The organism is Streptococcus sp. 1621 (assembly GCF_013276615.1).
Taxonomy (GTDB): domain Bacteria; phylum Bacillota; class Bacilli; order Lactobacillales; family Streptococcaceae; genus Streptococcus.
Genome location: NZ_VMLJ01000026.1, coordinates 8,004 through 25,364, shown reverse-complemented (window position 1 = coordinate 25,364; position 17,361 = coordinate 8,004). Strand labels below are relative to the sequence as shown.

General features: G+C 40.9%; 13 protein-coding genes and 1 tRNA gene. 12 read left to right on the top strand and 2 right to left on the bottom strand.

The features are described 5' to 3' along the window. Window positions 1-140 precede the first annotated feature (140 nt). The 8 genes from HT697_RS05975 (at window position 141) to HT697_RS05940 (ending at window position 12,926) form a co-directional block, all read left to right on the top strand. Window positions 141-428: a rhodanese-like domain-containing protein gene (locus HT697_RS05975; protein WP_125410107.1), complete on the top strand. Its 288-nt coding sequence runs from the start codon at window positions 141-143 to the stop codon at window positions 426-428. Between the two features lie 170 nt (window positions 429-598). Continuing rightward, window positions 599-1,924 carry a branched-chain amino acid transport system II carrier protein gene (gene brnQ / locus HT697_RS05970; RefSeq protein WP_033685412.1) on the top strand — a complete coding sequence of 442 codons (1,326 nt, stop codon included), beginning with the start codon at window positions 599-601 and terminating at the stop codon, window positions 1,922-1,924. Between the two features lie 97 nt (window positions 1,925-2,021). Beyond that, complete coding sequence (locus HT697_RS05965; protein WP_061088296.1) at window positions 2,022-3,059, top strand: M42 family metallopeptidase; 1,038 nt, start codon at window positions 2,022-2,024, stop codon at window positions 3,057-3,059. A 1-nt stretch (window position 3,060) separates the two neighbouring features. Then, a complete protein-coding gene (locus tag HT697_RS05960) occupies window positions 3,061-3,531 on the top strand; it encodes an HIT family protein (protein ID WP_061088295.1) in 471 nt (156 codons plus the stop codon). 2 nt (window positions 3,532-3,533) lie between these two features. Further along, window positions 3,534-4,250, top strand: a complete 717-nt coding sequence (gene ldcB / locus HT697_RS05955; RefSeq protein WP_166736776.1) for an LD-carboxypeptidase LdcB/DacB — start codon at window positions 3,534-3,536, stop codon at window positions 4,248-4,250. 122 nt (window positions 4,251-4,372) lie between these two features. Continuing rightward, window positions 4,373-4,798, top strand: a complete 426-nt coding sequence (rplK, locus tag HT697_RS05950) for a 50S ribosomal protein L11 (RefSeq protein WP_001085807.1) — start codon at window positions 4,373-4,375, stop codon at window positions 4,796-4,798. A gap of 207 nt (window positions 4,799-5,005) precedes the next feature. Next, window positions 5,006-5,695, top strand: coding sequence for a 50S ribosomal protein L1 (gene rplA, locus HT697_RS05945; protein WP_001085675.1), 690 nt, complete (start codon window positions 5,006-5,008; stop codon window positions 5,693-5,695). A gap of 529 nt (window positions 5,696-6,224) precedes the next feature. Further along, window positions 6,225-12,926 (top strand): YSIRK-type signal peptide-containing protein, encoded by a 6,702-nt coding sequence (locus tag HT697_RS05940; protein WP_173262534.1) that lies wholly within the window; start codon window positions 6,225-6,227, stop codon window positions 12,924-12,926. Window positions 12,927-13,448: 522 nt separating this feature from the next. Here HT697_RS05940 and HT697_RS05935 read toward each other — a convergent pair. Beyond that, entirely contained in the window at window positions 13,449-13,790 is a 342-nt protein-coding gene (locus tag HT697_RS05935; protein WP_173217757.1) for a type II toxin-antitoxin system RelE/ParE family toxin, read from the bottom strand. Beyond that, the gene (locus tag HT697_RS05930; protein WP_173217755.1) at window positions 13,780-14,067 is read right to left on the bottom strand and encodes a type II toxin-antitoxin system RelB/DinJ family antitoxin; all 288 of its coding nucleotides are present in this window, start codon (window positions 14,065-14,067) and stop codon (window positions 13,780-13,782) included. The genes HT697_RS05935 and HT697_RS05930 overlap by 11 nt, the downstream gene beginning before the upstream one ends. Before the next feature lie 325 nt (window positions 14,068-14,392). Here HT697_RS05930 and HT697_RS05925 point away from each other — a divergent pair, with 325 nt between their 5' ends. From HT697_RS05925 to HT697_RS05910, 4 genes are all read left to right on the top strand, one after another. After that, entirely contained in the window at window positions 14,393-15,385 is a 993-nt protein-coding gene (locus HT697_RS05925) for an ATP-binding cassette domain-containing protein (RefSeq protein WP_001240787.1), read from the top strand. Window position 15,386: 1 nt separating this feature from the next. Continuing rightward, window positions 15,387-16,205 (top strand): ABC-2 family transporter protein, encoded by an 819-nt coding sequence (locus HT697_RS05920; RefSeq protein ID WP_173262531.1) that lies wholly within the window; start codon window positions 15,387-15,389, stop codon window positions 16,203-16,205. Window position 16,206: 1 nt separating this feature from the next. Continuing rightward, window positions 16,207-16,992, top strand: coding sequence for an ABC transporter permease (locus HT697_RS05915; protein ID WP_173262528.1), 786 nt, complete (start codon window positions 16,207-16,209; stop codon window positions 16,990-16,992). 100 nt (window positions 16,993-17,092) lie between these two features. Next, window positions 17,093-17,165: transfer RNA gene (locus HT697_RS05910), tRNA-Thr, on the top strand. Window positions 17,166-17,361 lie beyond the last annotated feature (196 nt).

Sequence of the window (17,361 nt, the reverse complement as noted above, 5' to 3'; positions counted from 1 at the left end):
AACTAGGAAGCTAGCCGCAGGTTGCTCAAAACACAGTTTTGAGGTTGTGGATAGAACTGACGAAGTCAGTAACCATACCTACGGTAAGGCAACGCTGACGTGGTTTGAAGAGATTTTCGAAGAGTATTAGGAGAAAAAGAATGAAAGAAATAACCTTTGACGCATTTTACCAGCTTTACCAAAATGACCAACTTTCTCTAGTGGACGTGAGAGAAGTGGATGAGTTTGAAGCTCTTCACTTAGAAGGTGCTCAGAATCTTCCTCTGAGTCAATTGGCTGATACCTATGATCAGTTGGACAAGGACCAGTTACATTATGTTATTTGCAAATCTGGAATGAGATCGGCGCGTGCTTGTCAATTTCTAGCTGAACAGGGTTATGAAGTTATCAATGTTCAGGGTGGCATGTTAGCCTTTGAAGAACTTTAAAATTTTGCATTTCTCCTACTTGGTGTGGACTGGGTAGGAGAATTTTATTTTTAGACAATTCTCATTTTTGAGAATCTTGAAAACATTCAATATTTACTTCGTGAAGCTTTTTTCATACTCCTATTCATGATATACTAGGTCAGTATTTTATAAATATGAAGGAGATTTTCATGGCTAAAAAAGGTGCCTTAACAGGTTTGCTCCTGTTTGGAATATTTTTTGGTGCGGGGAACTTGATTTTTCCGCCTTCTCTAGGTGCTCTATCTGGAGAACATTTTCTTCCTGCCATCGCAGGTTTTGTCTTTTCAGGTGTCGGTATCGCCGTCTTGACTCTGATTATTGGAACGTTAAATCCTAAAGGATATATCTACGAGATTTCAACAAAGATAGCGCCTTGGTTTGCGACTCTTTACCTCTCAGTTCTTTACTTGTCAATCGGTCCATTCTTTGCCATCCCACGTACTGCTACAACAGCTTACGAAGTAGGGATTAGCCCCCTTTTGTCGGATGCAAATAAAGGACTTGGCTTGATTGTATTTACGGTTCTGTATTTTGCGGCAGCCTATTTGATTTCGCTTAATCCATCAAAAATCTTAGACCGTATCGGCCGTATTTTAACACCAGTTTTTGCGATTTTGATTGTTATCTTGGTTGTTCTGGGAGCTTTCAAATACGGTGGAACAAGTCCTCAAGCTGCGTCAGCCGCTTATCAAGCTTCTGCCTTTGGTACAGGTTTCCTAGAAGGTTACAATACCTTGGACGCCCTTGCTTCAGTTGCCTTTAGCGTAATCGCAGTTCAAACCTTGAAACAACTTGGATTTTCAAGCAAGAAAGAATACATTTCAACTATTTGGGTTGTTGGTATCGTTGTTGCCCTTGCCTTTAGTGCTCTTTATATCGGTTTAGGTTTCCTTGGAAATCATTTCCCAGTACCAGCTGAAGCGATGAAAGGTGGAACACCTGGTGTTTACATCTTGTCACAAGCTACTCAAGAAATATTTGGCTCAACAGCTCAACTCTTCCTTGCAGCTATGGTTACTGTAACCTGCTTCACAACAACAGTTGGTCTGATTGTGTCAACAGCTGAGTTCTTTAATGAGCGCTTCCCACAAATCAGCTACAAGGTTTATGCGACAGCCTTTACCTTGATTGGATTTGCCATTGCTAATTTGGGCCTTGATGCGATTATTAAGTACTCAATTCCAGTACTGGTTATCTTGTACCCAATCACCATTGCCATCGTTATGATTGTCATTGTCAACAAATTTGTTGCCCTTTCAAAACCAGGTATGCAGTTGACAATTGCTGTTGTTACAGCTATTGCCATTGCAAGCGTACTAGGAAGCTCGTTTAAGGTTGAGTTTCTTGCAAATCTTGTCAACGCTCTTCCTTTTGCTAAGGCATCACTCCCATGGTTGGTACCAGCCGTTGTCGGAATCTTGCTCTCATTGGTTCTACCAAACAAGCAAGAAAGCGATGTTTTTGAAATGGAATAATCATTAAAATCACTTTTGTAGCCAAGTCTACAGGAGTGATTTTCTTTTTTTATCCGATGATAAATGTGTTATAATAGGTAGCAAAAGAGGTGAAGAAATGAATCAAACAGTAGAATATATCAAAGAACTGACAGCCATTGCGTCGCCAACGGGCTTCACTCGGGAGATTTCGGACTATTTAGTCAAGACTCTAGAAGGTTTTGGTTACCAACCGGTTCGCACGGCCAAGGGCGGTGTCAATGTAACTATTAAAGGTCAAAATGATGAGCAACAACGTTATGTGACTGCCCATGTAGATACGCTTGGTGCTATTGTCCGTGCTGTCAAACCAGATGGCCGTCTCAAAATGGACCGTATCGGTGGTTTTCCTTGGAACATGATTGAAGGTGAAAACTGTACCGTTCATGTGGCTAGCACAGGTGAAAAAGTATCAGGAACCATCCTCATCCACCAAACTTCTTGTCATGTCTATAAGGATGCAGGAACTGCAGAACGCACGCAGGAAAATATGGAAGTGCGTTTGGATGCAAAAGTAACCAGTGAAAAAGAAACTCGTGCTCTTGGTATTGAGGTCGGTGATTTTATCAGCTTTGATCCACGAACCGTCGTGACAGAGACGGGTTTTATCAAGTCTCGTCATTTGGACGATAAGGTCAGTGCAGCGATTTTACTTAATCTTCTTCGTATTTATAAGGAAGAGAAGATTGAATTACCAGTAACAACTCATTTTGCTTTTTCAGTCTTTGAAGAAGTAGGCCACGGTGCTAACTCTAATATTCCTGCTCAGGTAGTAGAATATCTGGCTGTGGATATGGGAGCTATGGGAGATGACCAGCAGACAGATGAGTACACAGTGTCCATCTGTGTCAAGGATGCTTCTGGACCTTATCACTATGACTTCCGTCAACATTTGGTTGCCTTGGCGAAAGAGCAAGATATTCCATTTAAGCTGGACATCTATCCATTTTATGGTTCGGATGCTTCAGCGGCTATGTCCGCAGGTGCAGAAGTCAAACACGCTCTGCTTGGTGCTGGTATCGAGTCTAGTCATTCTTATGAGCGTACTCATATTGACTCGGTGGTCGCAACCGAGCGTATGGTTGATGCTTACCTTAAGAGCGCGTTGGTAGATTGATATGTGTCTGATTTGCCAGAGAATTGATCTCATCAAGAAGGGAGAAAATCCCTATTTTGTCAAAGAGTTGGAAACAGGCTATCTTGTGATTGGAGATCACCAGTATTTTGCAGGATATAGTCTTTTTCTAGCCAAGGAACATGTCACCGAATTACACCATTTGAAAAAGGAAACAAGACTCCGTTTTCTCGAAGAAATGAGTCTAGTCCAAGAGGCAGTTGCCAAGGCCTTTACTGCTGAGAAAATGAATATCGAGCTGCTAGGAAATGGCGATGCCCATCTTCATTGGCATCTGTTTCCACGACGGACAGGTGATATGAATGGCCACGGTCTTAAAGGTCGTGGGCCAGTTTGGTGGGTTCCCTTTGAAGAAATGACAGCAGAAACTTGCCAAGTAAAACCGGAAGAGATTAAAAGATTAGTCGAATGTTTATCGTCAGAAGTAGATAAACTATTAGAAATAAAGGAGTAGAAATGAAAAAAAGATACCTTATCTTGACAGCCTTGCTAGCCTTGAGTCTAGCAGCTTGTTCACAAGAAAAATCAAAAAATGAAAATGGAGCAGCTAAGACAGAGCAAACTGCTAAAGCTGATGGGACAGTCGGCAGTAAGTCTCAAGGAGCTGCCCAGAAAAAAGCAGAAGTGGTTAACAAAGGAGACTATTACAGCATTCAAGGGAAATACGATGAAATCATCGTAGCCAATAAACACTATCCATTGTCTAAAGACTATAATCCAGGGGAAAATCCAACAGCCAAGGCAGAGTTGGTCAAACTCATCAAAGCGATGCAAGAGGCAGGTTTCCCAATTAGTGACCATTACAGTGGCTTTAGAAGTTATGAAACTCAGACCAAGCTCTACCAAGATTATGTTAATCAAGATGGGAAAGCAGCAGCTGACCGTTACTCTGCCCGTCCTGGCTATAGCGAACACCAAACTGGCTTGGCCTTTGATGTGATTGGGACTGATGGTGATTTAGTAACAGAAGAAAAAGCGGCTCAATGGCTTTTGGACCATGCAGCTGATTATGGCTTTGTTGTCCGTTATCTCAAAGGTAAGGAAAAGGAAACAGGCTATATGGCTGAAGAATGGCACTTGCGTTATGTAGGAAAAGAAGCTAAAGAAATTGCTGAGAGTGGTCTCAGTTTGGAAGAATACTATGGCTTTGAAGGCGGAGATTACGTCGATTAAAAAATAAACTTTTCTCTTGCAATTCCAGATAAATAGTGTATAATAGATGGGTATGTGAAAAGCATACTTGTGGGAGGTAAAAATCTCTAATTACCGCCAAAACCACAAAGGAGGATTTAAAAATGGCTAAAAAAGTCGAAAAACTTGTAAAATTGCAAATCCCTGCTGGTAAAGCTACACCAGCTCCACCGGTTGGACCTGCTCTTGGTCAAGCTGGTATCAACATCATGGGATTCACAAAAGAGTTCAACGCTCGTACAGCTGACCAAGCTGGTATGATTATTCCAGTTGTTATCTCAGTTTACGAAGATAAATCATTTACTTTCATCACTAAAACACCACCAGCTGCTGTTCTTTTGAAAAAAGCTGCAGGTGTTGAAAAAGGATCAGGTACACCTAACAAAACTAAAGTTGCTACAGTTACTCGTGCGCAAGTACAAGAAATTGCAGAAACTAAGATGCCAGATTTGAACGCAGCAAACGTAGAGTCTGCAATGCGTATGATCGAAGGTACTGCTCGTTCTATGGGATTCACTGTTGTTGACTAATCAATAACACAGTAGAAAATCTCACAGCAGTCTATTAGTTGCTTTTCATACTAGGTAAGTGACTGAGGCTTGTACTTGGGTACAGTAAGGGAACTTAAGTCCGTAGGAAAAGAGAAATAATAGACTGATAACCCGCAAGACTTCATCATTTCGAGAAGTGACGTGGGAGATGAAAATCGATTGAACCACTTACAAGGAGAATAGAAAATGGCTAAAAAAAGCAAACAACTTCGTGCTGCTCTTGAGAAAATCGACAGCACAAAAGCATACAGCGTAGAAGAAGCTGTAGCACTTGCAAAAGAAACTAACTTTGCAAAATTTGACGCAACTGTAGAAGTTGCTTACAACTTGAACATCGACGTTAAAAAAGCTGACCAACAAATCCGTGGAGCAATGGTATTGCCAAACGGTACGGGTAAAACTTCACGCGTTCTTGTTTTCGCACGTGGTGCAAAAGCTGAAGAAGCAAAAGCTGCTGGTGCAGACTTTGTTGGTGAAGATGACCTTGTTGCTAAAATCAACGACGGTTGGTTGGACTTCGACGTAGTTATCGCTACACCTGACATGATGGCTCTTGTTGGACGTCTTGGACGTGTCCTTGGACCACGTAACTTGATGCCAAACCCTAAAACTGGTACTGTAACAATGGATGTTGCTAAAGCAGTTGAAGAGTCTAAAGGTGGTAAAATCACTTACCGTGCTGACCGTGCAGGTAACGTTCAAGCAATCATCGGTAAAGTATCATTTGAAGCTGAAAAATTGGTTGAAAACTTCAAAGCTTTCAACGAAACAATCCAAAAAGCAAAACCAGCTACAGCTAAAGGAACTTACGTAACAAACTTGACTATCACAACTACTCAAGGTGTTGGTATCAAAGTTGATGTAAACTCACTTTAATCAGTAGTTAAAGTAATGTAAAAAAGTTGAAGACGCTATGTCTCAACTTTTTTTGATTTCAAAATATCTTCTTGTAAGGTAATACTCAATGAAAATCAAAGAGCAAACTAGGAAGCTAGCCGCAGGCTGTACTTGAGTACGGCAAGGTGAAGCTGACGTGGTTTGAAGAGATTTTCGAAGAGTATAAATTTAAGTTACTGCTGTTATTCTTAGAGTCACGTGTTTCAATACAATACTCTTTAAGCGTATTTAAATTGGTTTTATACTAAAGCATTGATCATCGTTAATGAAAAATAGAAAAATCTCTAATAAAATTAAAAAATACTCATTCAAACTCAATAATTATCAGTTATAATACTTGAATGCTATAAATTTAAATGTTATAATCAGTTAAAGTGTTTACAATCATATAGCAATCTTTTTTAAGATGTTCTTCTCTTAATATTACTAAAAAATTTAAGGGGGGCTTTTTATTTGCCCTAATGCTTTAAATCAACACGAATAAAATAAATCAAGGAGGTTGAATCTCATGAAGAGAGGTCAACAAGATTTTAGAACTGAAAGATACCTTCGATATGGTATTCGTAAGTATAGTTTTGGGGCAGCATCAGTGGCAATTGCGGCTGGTTTGATGTTTCTTGGAGCTGGTGCGGTATCAGCAACAGAAGTAGAAGGAGTTAATGAACTATCTTCAACAGCTACTCCAACACCGACCATAGGCGATGAGGGTGCTAATCAAGGTGCTAACTCATCTAAATCCACTACTTATGACGCAAAACCAGTCCTAACTAGGGACGGCGGTGAAGATACTGCCTCATCCCAAGCTAGCGATGAGAATACCGAAGCAGCGGCAACTGAATCCTCTACAGAAACAGTTGCAGATAAGACGGAACTACAATCGAAAATTTTGACCTTACGTACTGCAATCCAGTCGGCTACTAAGGGGACAGACAGTCTAGCTCTTGACTTTGCTAATCAAACATTGACAAGTGCGCAAGCAGTTTTAGAAGCTAAACCAAGTCAAGAAGAGGTCGCTCAGCAAGTCCAAGCCCTAACAAATGCTATTACTGTAATCGCAGAGGCATCTAGTCAAGCACAAGCTAATCAAGTCGATACAGCAGAAACAAATCAATCATCTGAAAAAGTAGAGTTAGAAAAGCGAGTGTCAGAGGCGGATGTAACCAATCGTTTAGCAAATAGTTTTTTGGAAAAAGAAGCAAATGATTCAAGCCTTTCTGAAGATGTCAAGAGTGCTATTAGAGCTGCCATAGCCAGCAATGCTGCTAAAATTACAGAAGCAAAGGCTGCTTTAGCAAATGGTGATGCGAGTGCCCAAGCCCTTAACCAATCGATGGCAGAACTGAAGTCATCTATTGAAGCTGTATATGTTACTCTCCGTAAAACAGGCAAAGAAGAATTTTCTGTTTCCTTGGCTGATACGCCTCCTGCCGGTGGTGTAATTGCACAACCAAATGCCAAAGATTATATATCCATTCCGCAGGGGGATGGCACTTATAAGATAGTTTCAACAGCTATAACAGAAGCCTCTGCAACAGGTAAGGATATCTATACCTTTGGTGCAACTGCCGCTACAAGAGGAGATGTCTCAACGGATAGAATCAGTGGAGATATTACGACTCTGGAAGCAGTCGTGTACTCTCACCAACGGACAGGTACCGACACGAATCCTGGCAACTCAGGTCAAGGAAATAATAATAAAGGTCGAATGGATTTTCCTCTAACCAAGGAACAAGCAGAAGCCTTGGCTGCAGAAGCTCCCCTCTGGAAAGGAAAACTCCGTGCAGATGGGTCAACAATTTCAACAGGTAATAATGTAGTTTTTGGTGCAGGAGGAGGATATGAATACCTTGCAACCCACATCTATCACTATGTCTATGAACAAGGTACTGACCGTGTTTATATCGAAAAAATCAAGGGACGATTTAGTGTGACAGAGAAAGCAGCCAAAGCTGGCTGGGAGGTTTCAAAGGTAGAGCCGACAAACTTACCAACAGGTTTAACCTATAATGCAGCTACAGATACTATTCAGGGGAAGATTGTGACAGATGGTCTGGCAAATGGGGTATATGATACGCGGATGTATGTGACCTATACCAATAAACAGACCAATGCTACTGTACGTGCAGTGTACCGAAATCTTCGTGGGGGTTGGATTGGTTGGCAAGATACAACTCCACCAAACATTGGAACCAATGGAGAGGTCTTTGAAGGAAAGGTTGGTAAAAGTAGCTTTACCAATGAACAAGGTCACTCTACAAATAGTATTGATATCCACTACTCAGATACTTCAGGTTCTCGTGCTATGTCTGGCGGTGCTAATGTTAGCTATACGCTAGCAGATGGGACGAATGTTACAGTCCGTAATCAATACGGACCAAGTACTACAGGAATCTCGGGTAATATTGTGACAGCTACTGGAACAGCTCGTGCCGTGGATACAGAGATTCCGGGATTGACCTATGCACTAGATGGTAGTAAACCCTTAACTAGTCCTGACGGTGTGACTACGGGTTATACAGGGAAGGCCTTGATTAGTGGGACTCCAACGGAAGCTGGTATTTATTATGTTACAGCCTATGCTAAGGACTGGAACCAGCCAACAGGTGCAAATGGTTGGACAACCCAGGGGCAAGAAACCCATGCAGGTATCACAGTTAAGGTAGCACCGAAAATTGATGTCCTCAACATTGCTGCATATGGAACAGAAGTCCCAGTGACTATCTCTAAAGGAGCTACCTATGCCAAGGTAACCATGCCTGATGGAAGTGTCACAGCACTTGAAAATAGAGAAGGCAAGTGGTATGTTGCCGCGGAGGGAACTACAAATACAGCAGTGACAGCTGGTGAATTAGTCGGAACAGTTGGTGAACAATTTAAATTAAAAGTTACAAGTGAAATGACAGCAACAGCTGGTGTAAATAAGATATCTGTTTATGCTAAAACAGAAGCTGTTACAGCATCCTTGATGCGTTCATCTGTCACACTCCAAGATAATGATAACTCGTCACATGTTGCAACCTTGAATAAAACAAGTGGACGTTGGGAACTACCAGCTGAATATGCGACTGTTAGAACCGATCACAGAGATGGTACTTATGATGTAACGAATAGAGAAGTTTACACCTCTGTGCAAGCGGATGGCTCTATCAAGTTCTATATTTATGCCTATAACCGTAGTTATGATGCTACAGGAAAGGTTACAGCAGTTAATGATGTGACTCGTAAAGAAACAGTTTATGCGAGAGAAAATACCTTAGCTACAAGAGTTGGGAATGGAACCTATGTAACAGTTTCTTACGATAAAGCTACGAACACATGGTCGTCATCGGATCAGTCAGTAGTGACAGCTAGAAAGACAGATGCTGATCATTGGGAAGTATCTACTTCATCAGGATTTTCTGGTGTGGTTAAGGCTACTACAGCAGAATCAACGGACGAAGCTACGATTATCAATAGAAAACCAACTGTTACTTCGACTTCTTATACAACTAAGATGAATACAACTGTAGACTTAGTAGATCGCAGTTTGGACGGAGTAAGTACGGTAACAACTAATGCTCATGTGACAGTAGCTGATGCAGAAGATGACTCACTTCCATCTACAAGTGATGCTGAGAAAACTTTCAAGACTAGTCACAATACCAAGATAACAACTATTACAGTAACTGATCCAAATGGTGGGGTGGTTGCATCTTACACAAAGACTGGTGATGCTCATAATTACCCAGATGCAACAAGCTTAAAATTGACAGAAGTTGGTGTTTATACGGTTACAGTAGATGTTATGGATAGTAATACTAACCTAGTTGATGAGACAAACGTTGGTGAGACAACAGCAGGGACAGATCATGGTGCAAACACATCCACGGCAAGAACAGTCTACACTATTACTGTTACTCCTCTGGATATAGAGGGTCAACCTACGAAATCATTGGCTATTCAAGGACGTCCACAATCAGGTAACCCAACATTTGAGTTTAAAACAGATACCGAAACTGAGACTGAGAAAGAGACAGAGATTGATCAGGGAACAAAACTCTATAGCCTTGAAGGAGCGATAGATGGCTCTGTAACGGCTACAAAAGATGGTAAGACAATAGGTACTTACAAGATTGATAAAGATACAGGATTGGTCACTTTCACTCCTGAAAAAGACTTTACAGGGGAAGCACCAGCAGTTACAGTACGTTTGACAGTAACATTTGCTAATGATACTACTGGCAACCCACTCACTGCAACTGCGACAGCTACCTACACCCCAACAGTTATTCCAGTAACACCAAGCTCTGAAGCTTCTAAGACAACTGGGCCGCAAGGACAAGCCCAGACTTCAGTTATTAAGTATGACACTGCAGATACAGACGCTAGCACTGTGAACTTTACTAAAGGTAGTGCTCTGGTTGAAACTGTTGAGAAGTCTGTCGATCTAGATAAAGGAACGGTAACGCTTCTTGATGCCAATGGAACAGAAACTACAACTGTCACAGTGGCCAATCAAGGTACCTACAGTCTAAACAAAGACACCAACACCATCACCTTCCAACCTCTTTCAAGCTTTGTAGGCAAGGCGACTCCAGTAACAGTTCAAGTGAAGGATGACAACGGAACAGCGACAACAACGACTTACACTCCAACGGTAACAGCTGTGACCATGACATCTGAAGATGCTACATCGACTGGTATTCAAGGGGCTACTCAAAGTGGAACACCAGAATTTGAAACATCAAATCCATCAGTAACGATTACAACACGTCAGTTGCTTGATCCATCAACGATGCAACCAACTACTAGTGTTACGATTCAAGGTGAGGGGACGTACACAATTGAACCAACAACAGGTCTTGTGACCTTCGTACCAGATCCATCATACAAAGAGAAGGGGACAGGTGTTACTGTTCAAGCAACGGACTCAAATGGTGAAACCTCAACCGCTACCTACACTCCGACAGTTACTCCAGTTTCTCTAACATCGACTGATGTGACATCGAAAGATATTCAAGGGGCAGAACAAGAAGGAACTCCAACCTTTGCCTTGTCAAATGGAGCAGAAGCAACAACGACTATCACAGGCTATAAACTTGTGGATCCAACTACAGGCCAAGCGACAGATGAAACATCTGTAGTTGTTCAATCAGTTGGTACGTATACAATTGATTCAACGACAGGTAAAGTAACCTTCCAACCAGATGGTGCGTACAAGGGGACACCAGATGCCATCAAAGTTGAAGCAACTGCGACTGTTAAAAATGCCAAGAATGAAACTGCAAGCATTACGAAAGAAGCTACCTACACCCCAACAGTTATTCCAGTAACACCAAGCTCTGAAGCTTCAGAGACAACTGGACCGCAAGGACAAGCCCAGACTTCAGTTATTAAGTATGACACTACAGATACAGACGCTAGCACTGTGAACTTTACTAAAGGTAGTGCTATGGTTGAAACTGTTGCGAAGTCTGTTGAGCTAGATAAGGGAACGGTAACGCTTCTTGATGCCAATGGAGCAGAAACTACAACTGTTACAGTGGCAAATCAAGGTACCTACAGTCTAAACAAAGACACCAACACCATCACCTTCCAACCTCTTTCAAGTTTCGTAGGAAAGGCAACTCCAGTAACAGTTCAAGTGAAGGATGCCAACGGAACAATTACAACAACGACTTACACTCCAACGGTAACAGCTGTAACTCCAACAGGTGCTTCATCGGTTACTGAAGGAGCTCGTGGAACTATTCAAACATCTCCTGTAGTATTTGATACGCCAGATCAAGATAATACAACAGTAAACTTTAATAAAGGTCATGAAAAAGTTGAACTTGATAAGTCTACTCTAACATTAGTTGATAAAACTGGTAAAGAAGTGAAAGAAGTTGTAGTTCCAGGAGAAGGAACATATGTACTCAAGGATGGAGTCGTTGAATTTACACCAGAAAAAGATTTTGTAGGGAAAACTTCTGGAGTAACAGTTCAAGTGAAAGACGTCAATGGTAAGGTAGTTTCTGAAACTTATACTCCAACTGTGCGTCCTGTAACGGAGTTTAAAGATACAGATGGGAATGTTGTTTCAGGAAGTACTACAGAAGATGGCAAAGTTGATAAGAAGGACTTCCCAGGTTATAGATTTGTTGAAACTAAAGTTGATAACAAGGGTAATACTACTCATATCTATGAAAAAGTAACAACAACATTCAAGGATAAGGAAGGCAATCTTATTACTGTTGATAAAGACAACAACCCTGTGAAATCAACAGAAGAAGGAGAAACTCCGGCTAAAACGATTCCAGGTTATAAATTCGTAGAGACTAAGAAACTTCCAAACGGAGATATCGAACACATCTACGAAAAAGTAAGTACCTTCTTCAAAGATAAAGAAGGCAAAGAGATTCCAAACTATCCAAGTGAGCCAGGTACAGTCGATAAGAAAGACATCCCAGAATACAGATTCGTAGAAACGAAGAAACTGTCAAATGGAGATACTGTTCATGTTTATGAAAAAGTAAGTACCTTCTTCAAAGATAAAGAAGGCAAAGAGATTCCAAACTATCCAAGTGAGCCAGGTACAGTCGATAAGAAAGATATTCCAGAATACAGATTCGTAGAGACTAAGAAATTACCAAATGGTGATACTGAACATATCTACGAAAAAGTAAGTACCTTCTTCAAAGATAAAGAAGGAAACGAAATTCCTAACTATCCAAGTGAAGCAGGAACAGTAGATAAGAAAGACATCCCAGGCTACCGCTTCGTTGAGACTAAGAAACTGTCAAATGGAGATACTGTTCATGTTTATGAAAAAGTAACACCACCAGCTCCAACACCTTCACCTGTTCCTCAACCAAATCCAGGTAAGCAAAATACAACTACTTGGACTGATGAGGGTGGAAATCCATTGAAACCAACTGAGCCAGGTTCTAAAGAACCGGGAACAATTCCAGGTTACGAATATGTGAAGACTGTGACAGATTCAAATGGAAATATCAGACATATCTTCCGCAAAGTTGAGATGCCAACTCCAACACCGGTTGAACCGACTCAACCAGCACAACCGGTAGAGCCAGCTAAACCTCAAATGCCAGCAACACCTAAATATGTTGATGGTCAAAAAGAATTGCCTAACACAGGTACAGAAGCTAATGCTAGTCTAGCTGCGCTTGGACTTCTTGGAGTCCTAGGTGGATTTGGACTTCTTGCTCGCAAGAAAAAAGAAGACTAATCTTTCTAATGGGTATAATTTGTTTGCAATGAACAGATTGTCCTTAATGAGGATGGGCAAAAACTTCATTTCAGGATAAAATGAAGTAAATATTCCCACAATAAAACGCATAGTATCAAGTTTTTCAAGACCTGATATTATGCGTTTTTAATTTTAAAGACTTTTTTCAGTCTCACTTATTGTACAGTGAAATGAGATAAAAAATGGACAAGTTGATTGGGGGATTTAAACCAATTTCTAACAATGTTTTAGAAAACTCGGCGGACTATTCCAGATTCAATCAACTATAATGTTAAAAGTTATTGGACCTGTAGAGGTTCCACAATTTCGTCATTTTGAGTCTAAAAAGAGAATGGTTTCCATGCTTTGATTGCTGTTCTCTACAAACGTGAGCTTGTGCATGAGTCGAACGTTAGGGAGTTCCTCGATATGTTAGAGGATTGGGAGTTTTAAAAAATCCTTGTTTATGTTTTTTTATATGCCATTGATTTACAGTAAATACAAAGACTGAGAGCTTACTTCTCAGTCTTGGATATGTTGAAAGAGGTGGTCGAGTTGGTTTAGGTAGTCGGTGCGTGAGTTGATAATTCTCAGGATATGGACTTCTTTTTCATGAATGAGGTAAAAGAGTAGGTATTGTTTAGAGACAATCATTCTGAGAGTATTTCCTGGATAGAGGGAGTATCCGATTTTATGGTCAAAGTTAATACCGCCCTCTGGTGAGAAGGTGAGTAGGTTGGTAATTTGTTGGAGGCGAGTGAAGACTTTCTTGGCTATGTTTTCACTGAACTCTGTGGAGTAGTAGATGAAAATAGCGTCCAAGTCTTGTCTGGCTTGTTCTGTAAAGCGTACTTTATAGTCCATACTTTGAAAAGACCTCGTCTGCGTCGTAGAGACGCCCCTCGATGATGTCTTGGTAGCCTTTATCTAGTTCTGCCTTGAGTTCGCCTAGGAAGATTTCTGCTTTGAGTTGGTCGGCTGTTTTAATTGGTAGCCCTTTTTCAAGGACGATTTGTTCTACAAAGAGGTTGAGGGCATCTGAAAGGCTGATGTTTTGGCTTTCTAGGATGGTTTTTGCTTCTTCAAATAGTTGAGTATTGACGCGGAAGTTACAAACTCGGTCTCGTGTAAGTCTTGACATGGCATTTCTCCTTGTAACGATATTGTATGACACATATCTTACATAAAAAGATAGAGAAAGTCAAGGGCTGTTTTAGTAGGGAAGGGTGGTAGGTTGGTAATTTAAACTATCAAACAGAATTTTTGATTAAAAGTATTATTTTAAGAGAAAAATTTTCAATTTTACAAATTTTAAGCAAACGCTTGCATTCTAGTTTTTATTGGACTATAATAGATTGGTGTAAAGCTTTCTGTAATAATAAAATATAGAAGGTATAGAAAGTAAGGATTTAGAATATTTGTAGTCAAAAGACAATGTTGCAATTCCTTACCATAGGGAGATAGATATGGCAATGATAGAAGTGGAACATCTTCAGAAAAATTTTGTGAAGACAGTTAAGGAACCAGGGTTGAAGGGGGCATTACGTTCCTTTATTCATCCTGAAAAGCAGACCTTTGAAGCGGTCAAGGATTTGACCTTTGAGGTCCCAAAGGGGCAGATTTTAGGCTTCATCGGGGCTAATGGTGCTGGAAAGTCGACAACCATTAAAATGCTGACAGGGATTTTAAAACCGACATCTGGTTTTTGTCGGATTAACGGCAAGATTCCCCAGGACAATCGTCAAGATTATGTCAAGGATATTGGGGTGGTCTTTGGACAACGTACCCAGCTATGGTGGGATTTGGCTCTGCAAGAGACCTATACGGTCTTGAAGGAGATTTACGATGTGCCAGACTCGCTCTTTCATAAGCGCATGGACTTTTTGAATGAAGTCTTGGATTTGAAGGACTTTATCAAGGACCCCGTGCGGACTCTTTCATTGGGACAGCGCATGCGGGCGGACATTGCAGCTTCCTTGCTTCACAATCCCAAGGTTCTCTTTTTAGATGAGCCGACCATTGGTTTGGATGTGTCGGTCAAGGATAACATTCGTCGGGCTATTACACAAATCAATCAAGAGGAAGAGACAACTATTCTTTTGACCACTCACGATCTGAGTGATATTGAGCAACTCTGTGATCGGATTTTTATGATAGATAAGGGGCAGGAGATTTTTGATGGAACGGTGAGCCAACTTAAGGAGACCTTTGGTAAGATGAAGACACTCTCCTTTGAACTGCTACCAGGTCAAAGTCATCTCCTTTCTCACTATGAAGGCTTTTCGGATATGACAATTGATAGACAAGGAAATAGCCTCAATATTGAATTTGACAGTTCCCGCTATCAGTCAGCTGATATTATCAAGCAAACCCTGTCTGATTTTGAGATCCGCGATTTGAAGATGGTGGATACGGATATTGAGGATATTATCCGTCGCTTCTATCGAAAGGAGCTCTAGGATGATCAAATTATGGAGACGTTATAAACCCTTTATCAATGCAGGGGTTCAGGAGTTGATTACCTATCGAGTCAACTTTATTCTCTATCGAATCGGCGATGTCATGGGGGCTTTTGTAGCTTTTTATCTCTGGAAGGCAGTTTTTGATTCCTCACAAGAGTCTTTGATTCAGGGCTTTAGTATGGCAGATATCACTCTCTACATCATTATGAGTTTTGTGACCAATCTGTTGACCAGGTCGGATAGCTCCTTTATGATTGGGGAGGAGGTCAAGGATGGTTCCATCATCATGCGCTTACTGAGACCAGTACATTTTGCGGCCTCCTACCTCTTTACCGAGCTTGGTTCCAAGTGGTTGATTTTTATTAGCGTTGGACTGCCATTTTTAAGTGTCATTGTCTTGATGAAAATCGTATCTGGGCAAGAGATTGTAGAAGTGCTGGGATTAACTGTCCTTTACCTCTTTAGCTTAACGCTGGCCTATCTGATTAACTTTTTCTTTAATATCTGTTTTGGGTTTTCAGCCTTTGTGTTTAAAAATCTATGGGGTTCCAACCTACTTAAGACTTCCATAGTGGCTTTTATGTCTGGAAGTTTGATTCCCTTGGCTTTCTTTCCAAAGCTTGTTGCAGATATTCTCTCCTTCCTGCCTTTTTCATCCTTGATTTATACCCCAGTTATGATTATTGTTGGGAAATACGATGCCAGTCAGATGCTTCAAGCACTCGCTTTGCAGTTTTTCTGGCTCTTAGTGATGGTGGGCTTGTCTCAATTGATTTGGAAACGAGTCCAGTCATTTATCACCATTCAAGGAGGTTAGTATGAAAAAATATCAACGCATGCATCTGATTTTTATCAGACAATACATCAAGCAAATCATGGAATACAAGGTGGATTTTGTAGTTGGTGTGCTGGGAGTTTTTTTGACTCAAGGCTTGAATCTCTTGTTTCTCAATGTCATCTTTCAACATATCCCCTCGCTAGAAGGCTGGACTTTTCAAGGAATCGCCTTTATCTATGGCTTTTCCTTGATTCCTAAGGGGTTGGACCATCTCTTTTTTGATAATCTCTGGGCGCTAGGGCAACGCCTGGTGAGAAAAGGGGAGTTTGACAAGTATTTGACTCGTCCTATCAATCCTCTCTTTCACATCCTAGTTGAGACCTTTCAGATTGATGCCTTGGGCGAGCTCTTGGTCGGTGGTATTTTATTGGGAACAACAGTGACCAGCATTGCTTGGACTCTTCCAAAATTCCTGCTTTTCCTAGTTTGTATTCCTTTTGCGACCTTGATTTATACTTCCTTGAAAATCGCGACAGCTAGTATCGCTTTTTGGACCAAGCAGTCAGGCGCTATGATTTACATTTTCTATATGTTTAATGATTTTGCCAAGTATCCGATTTCTATTTACAATTCTCTTCTTCGTTGGTTGATTAGTTTTATCGTGCCTTTTGCCTTTACGGCCTACTATCCTGCCAGCTATTTCTTGCAGGACAAGGATGTAATCTTTAACATCGGAGGTTTGATGTTGATTTCCCTTGTTTTCTTTGTCATTTCCCTTAAACTCTGGGACAGGGGCTTGGATTCTTATGAAAGTGCTGGATCGTAAATAATAGAATATCAAAGCCTTGTCTTAGGACAGGCTTTTTCTAATAGAGATGAAAATTTCTTGACATCTATTCTCAGAGTGCTATACTGTAAGTGAAATCGCCGATTTAGCTCAGTTGGTAGAGCAAGGCACTCGTAAAGCCTAGGTCACAGGTTCGATCCCTGCAATCGGCAAAGTGAAGAAGCTCATTAGGGCTTCTTTTCTTTTATCTTAACTATTCAACCATTTAGACCGATATAGCGACCAGATAGGCAAACGAACTTGTTCTTGAAACTAACCTCTGCTATAATGATTTTTGTAAGGGACGTGAGTATTCATACTCTTCGAAAATCTCTTCAAACAAAGTCAGCTTCCATCTGCAACCTCAAA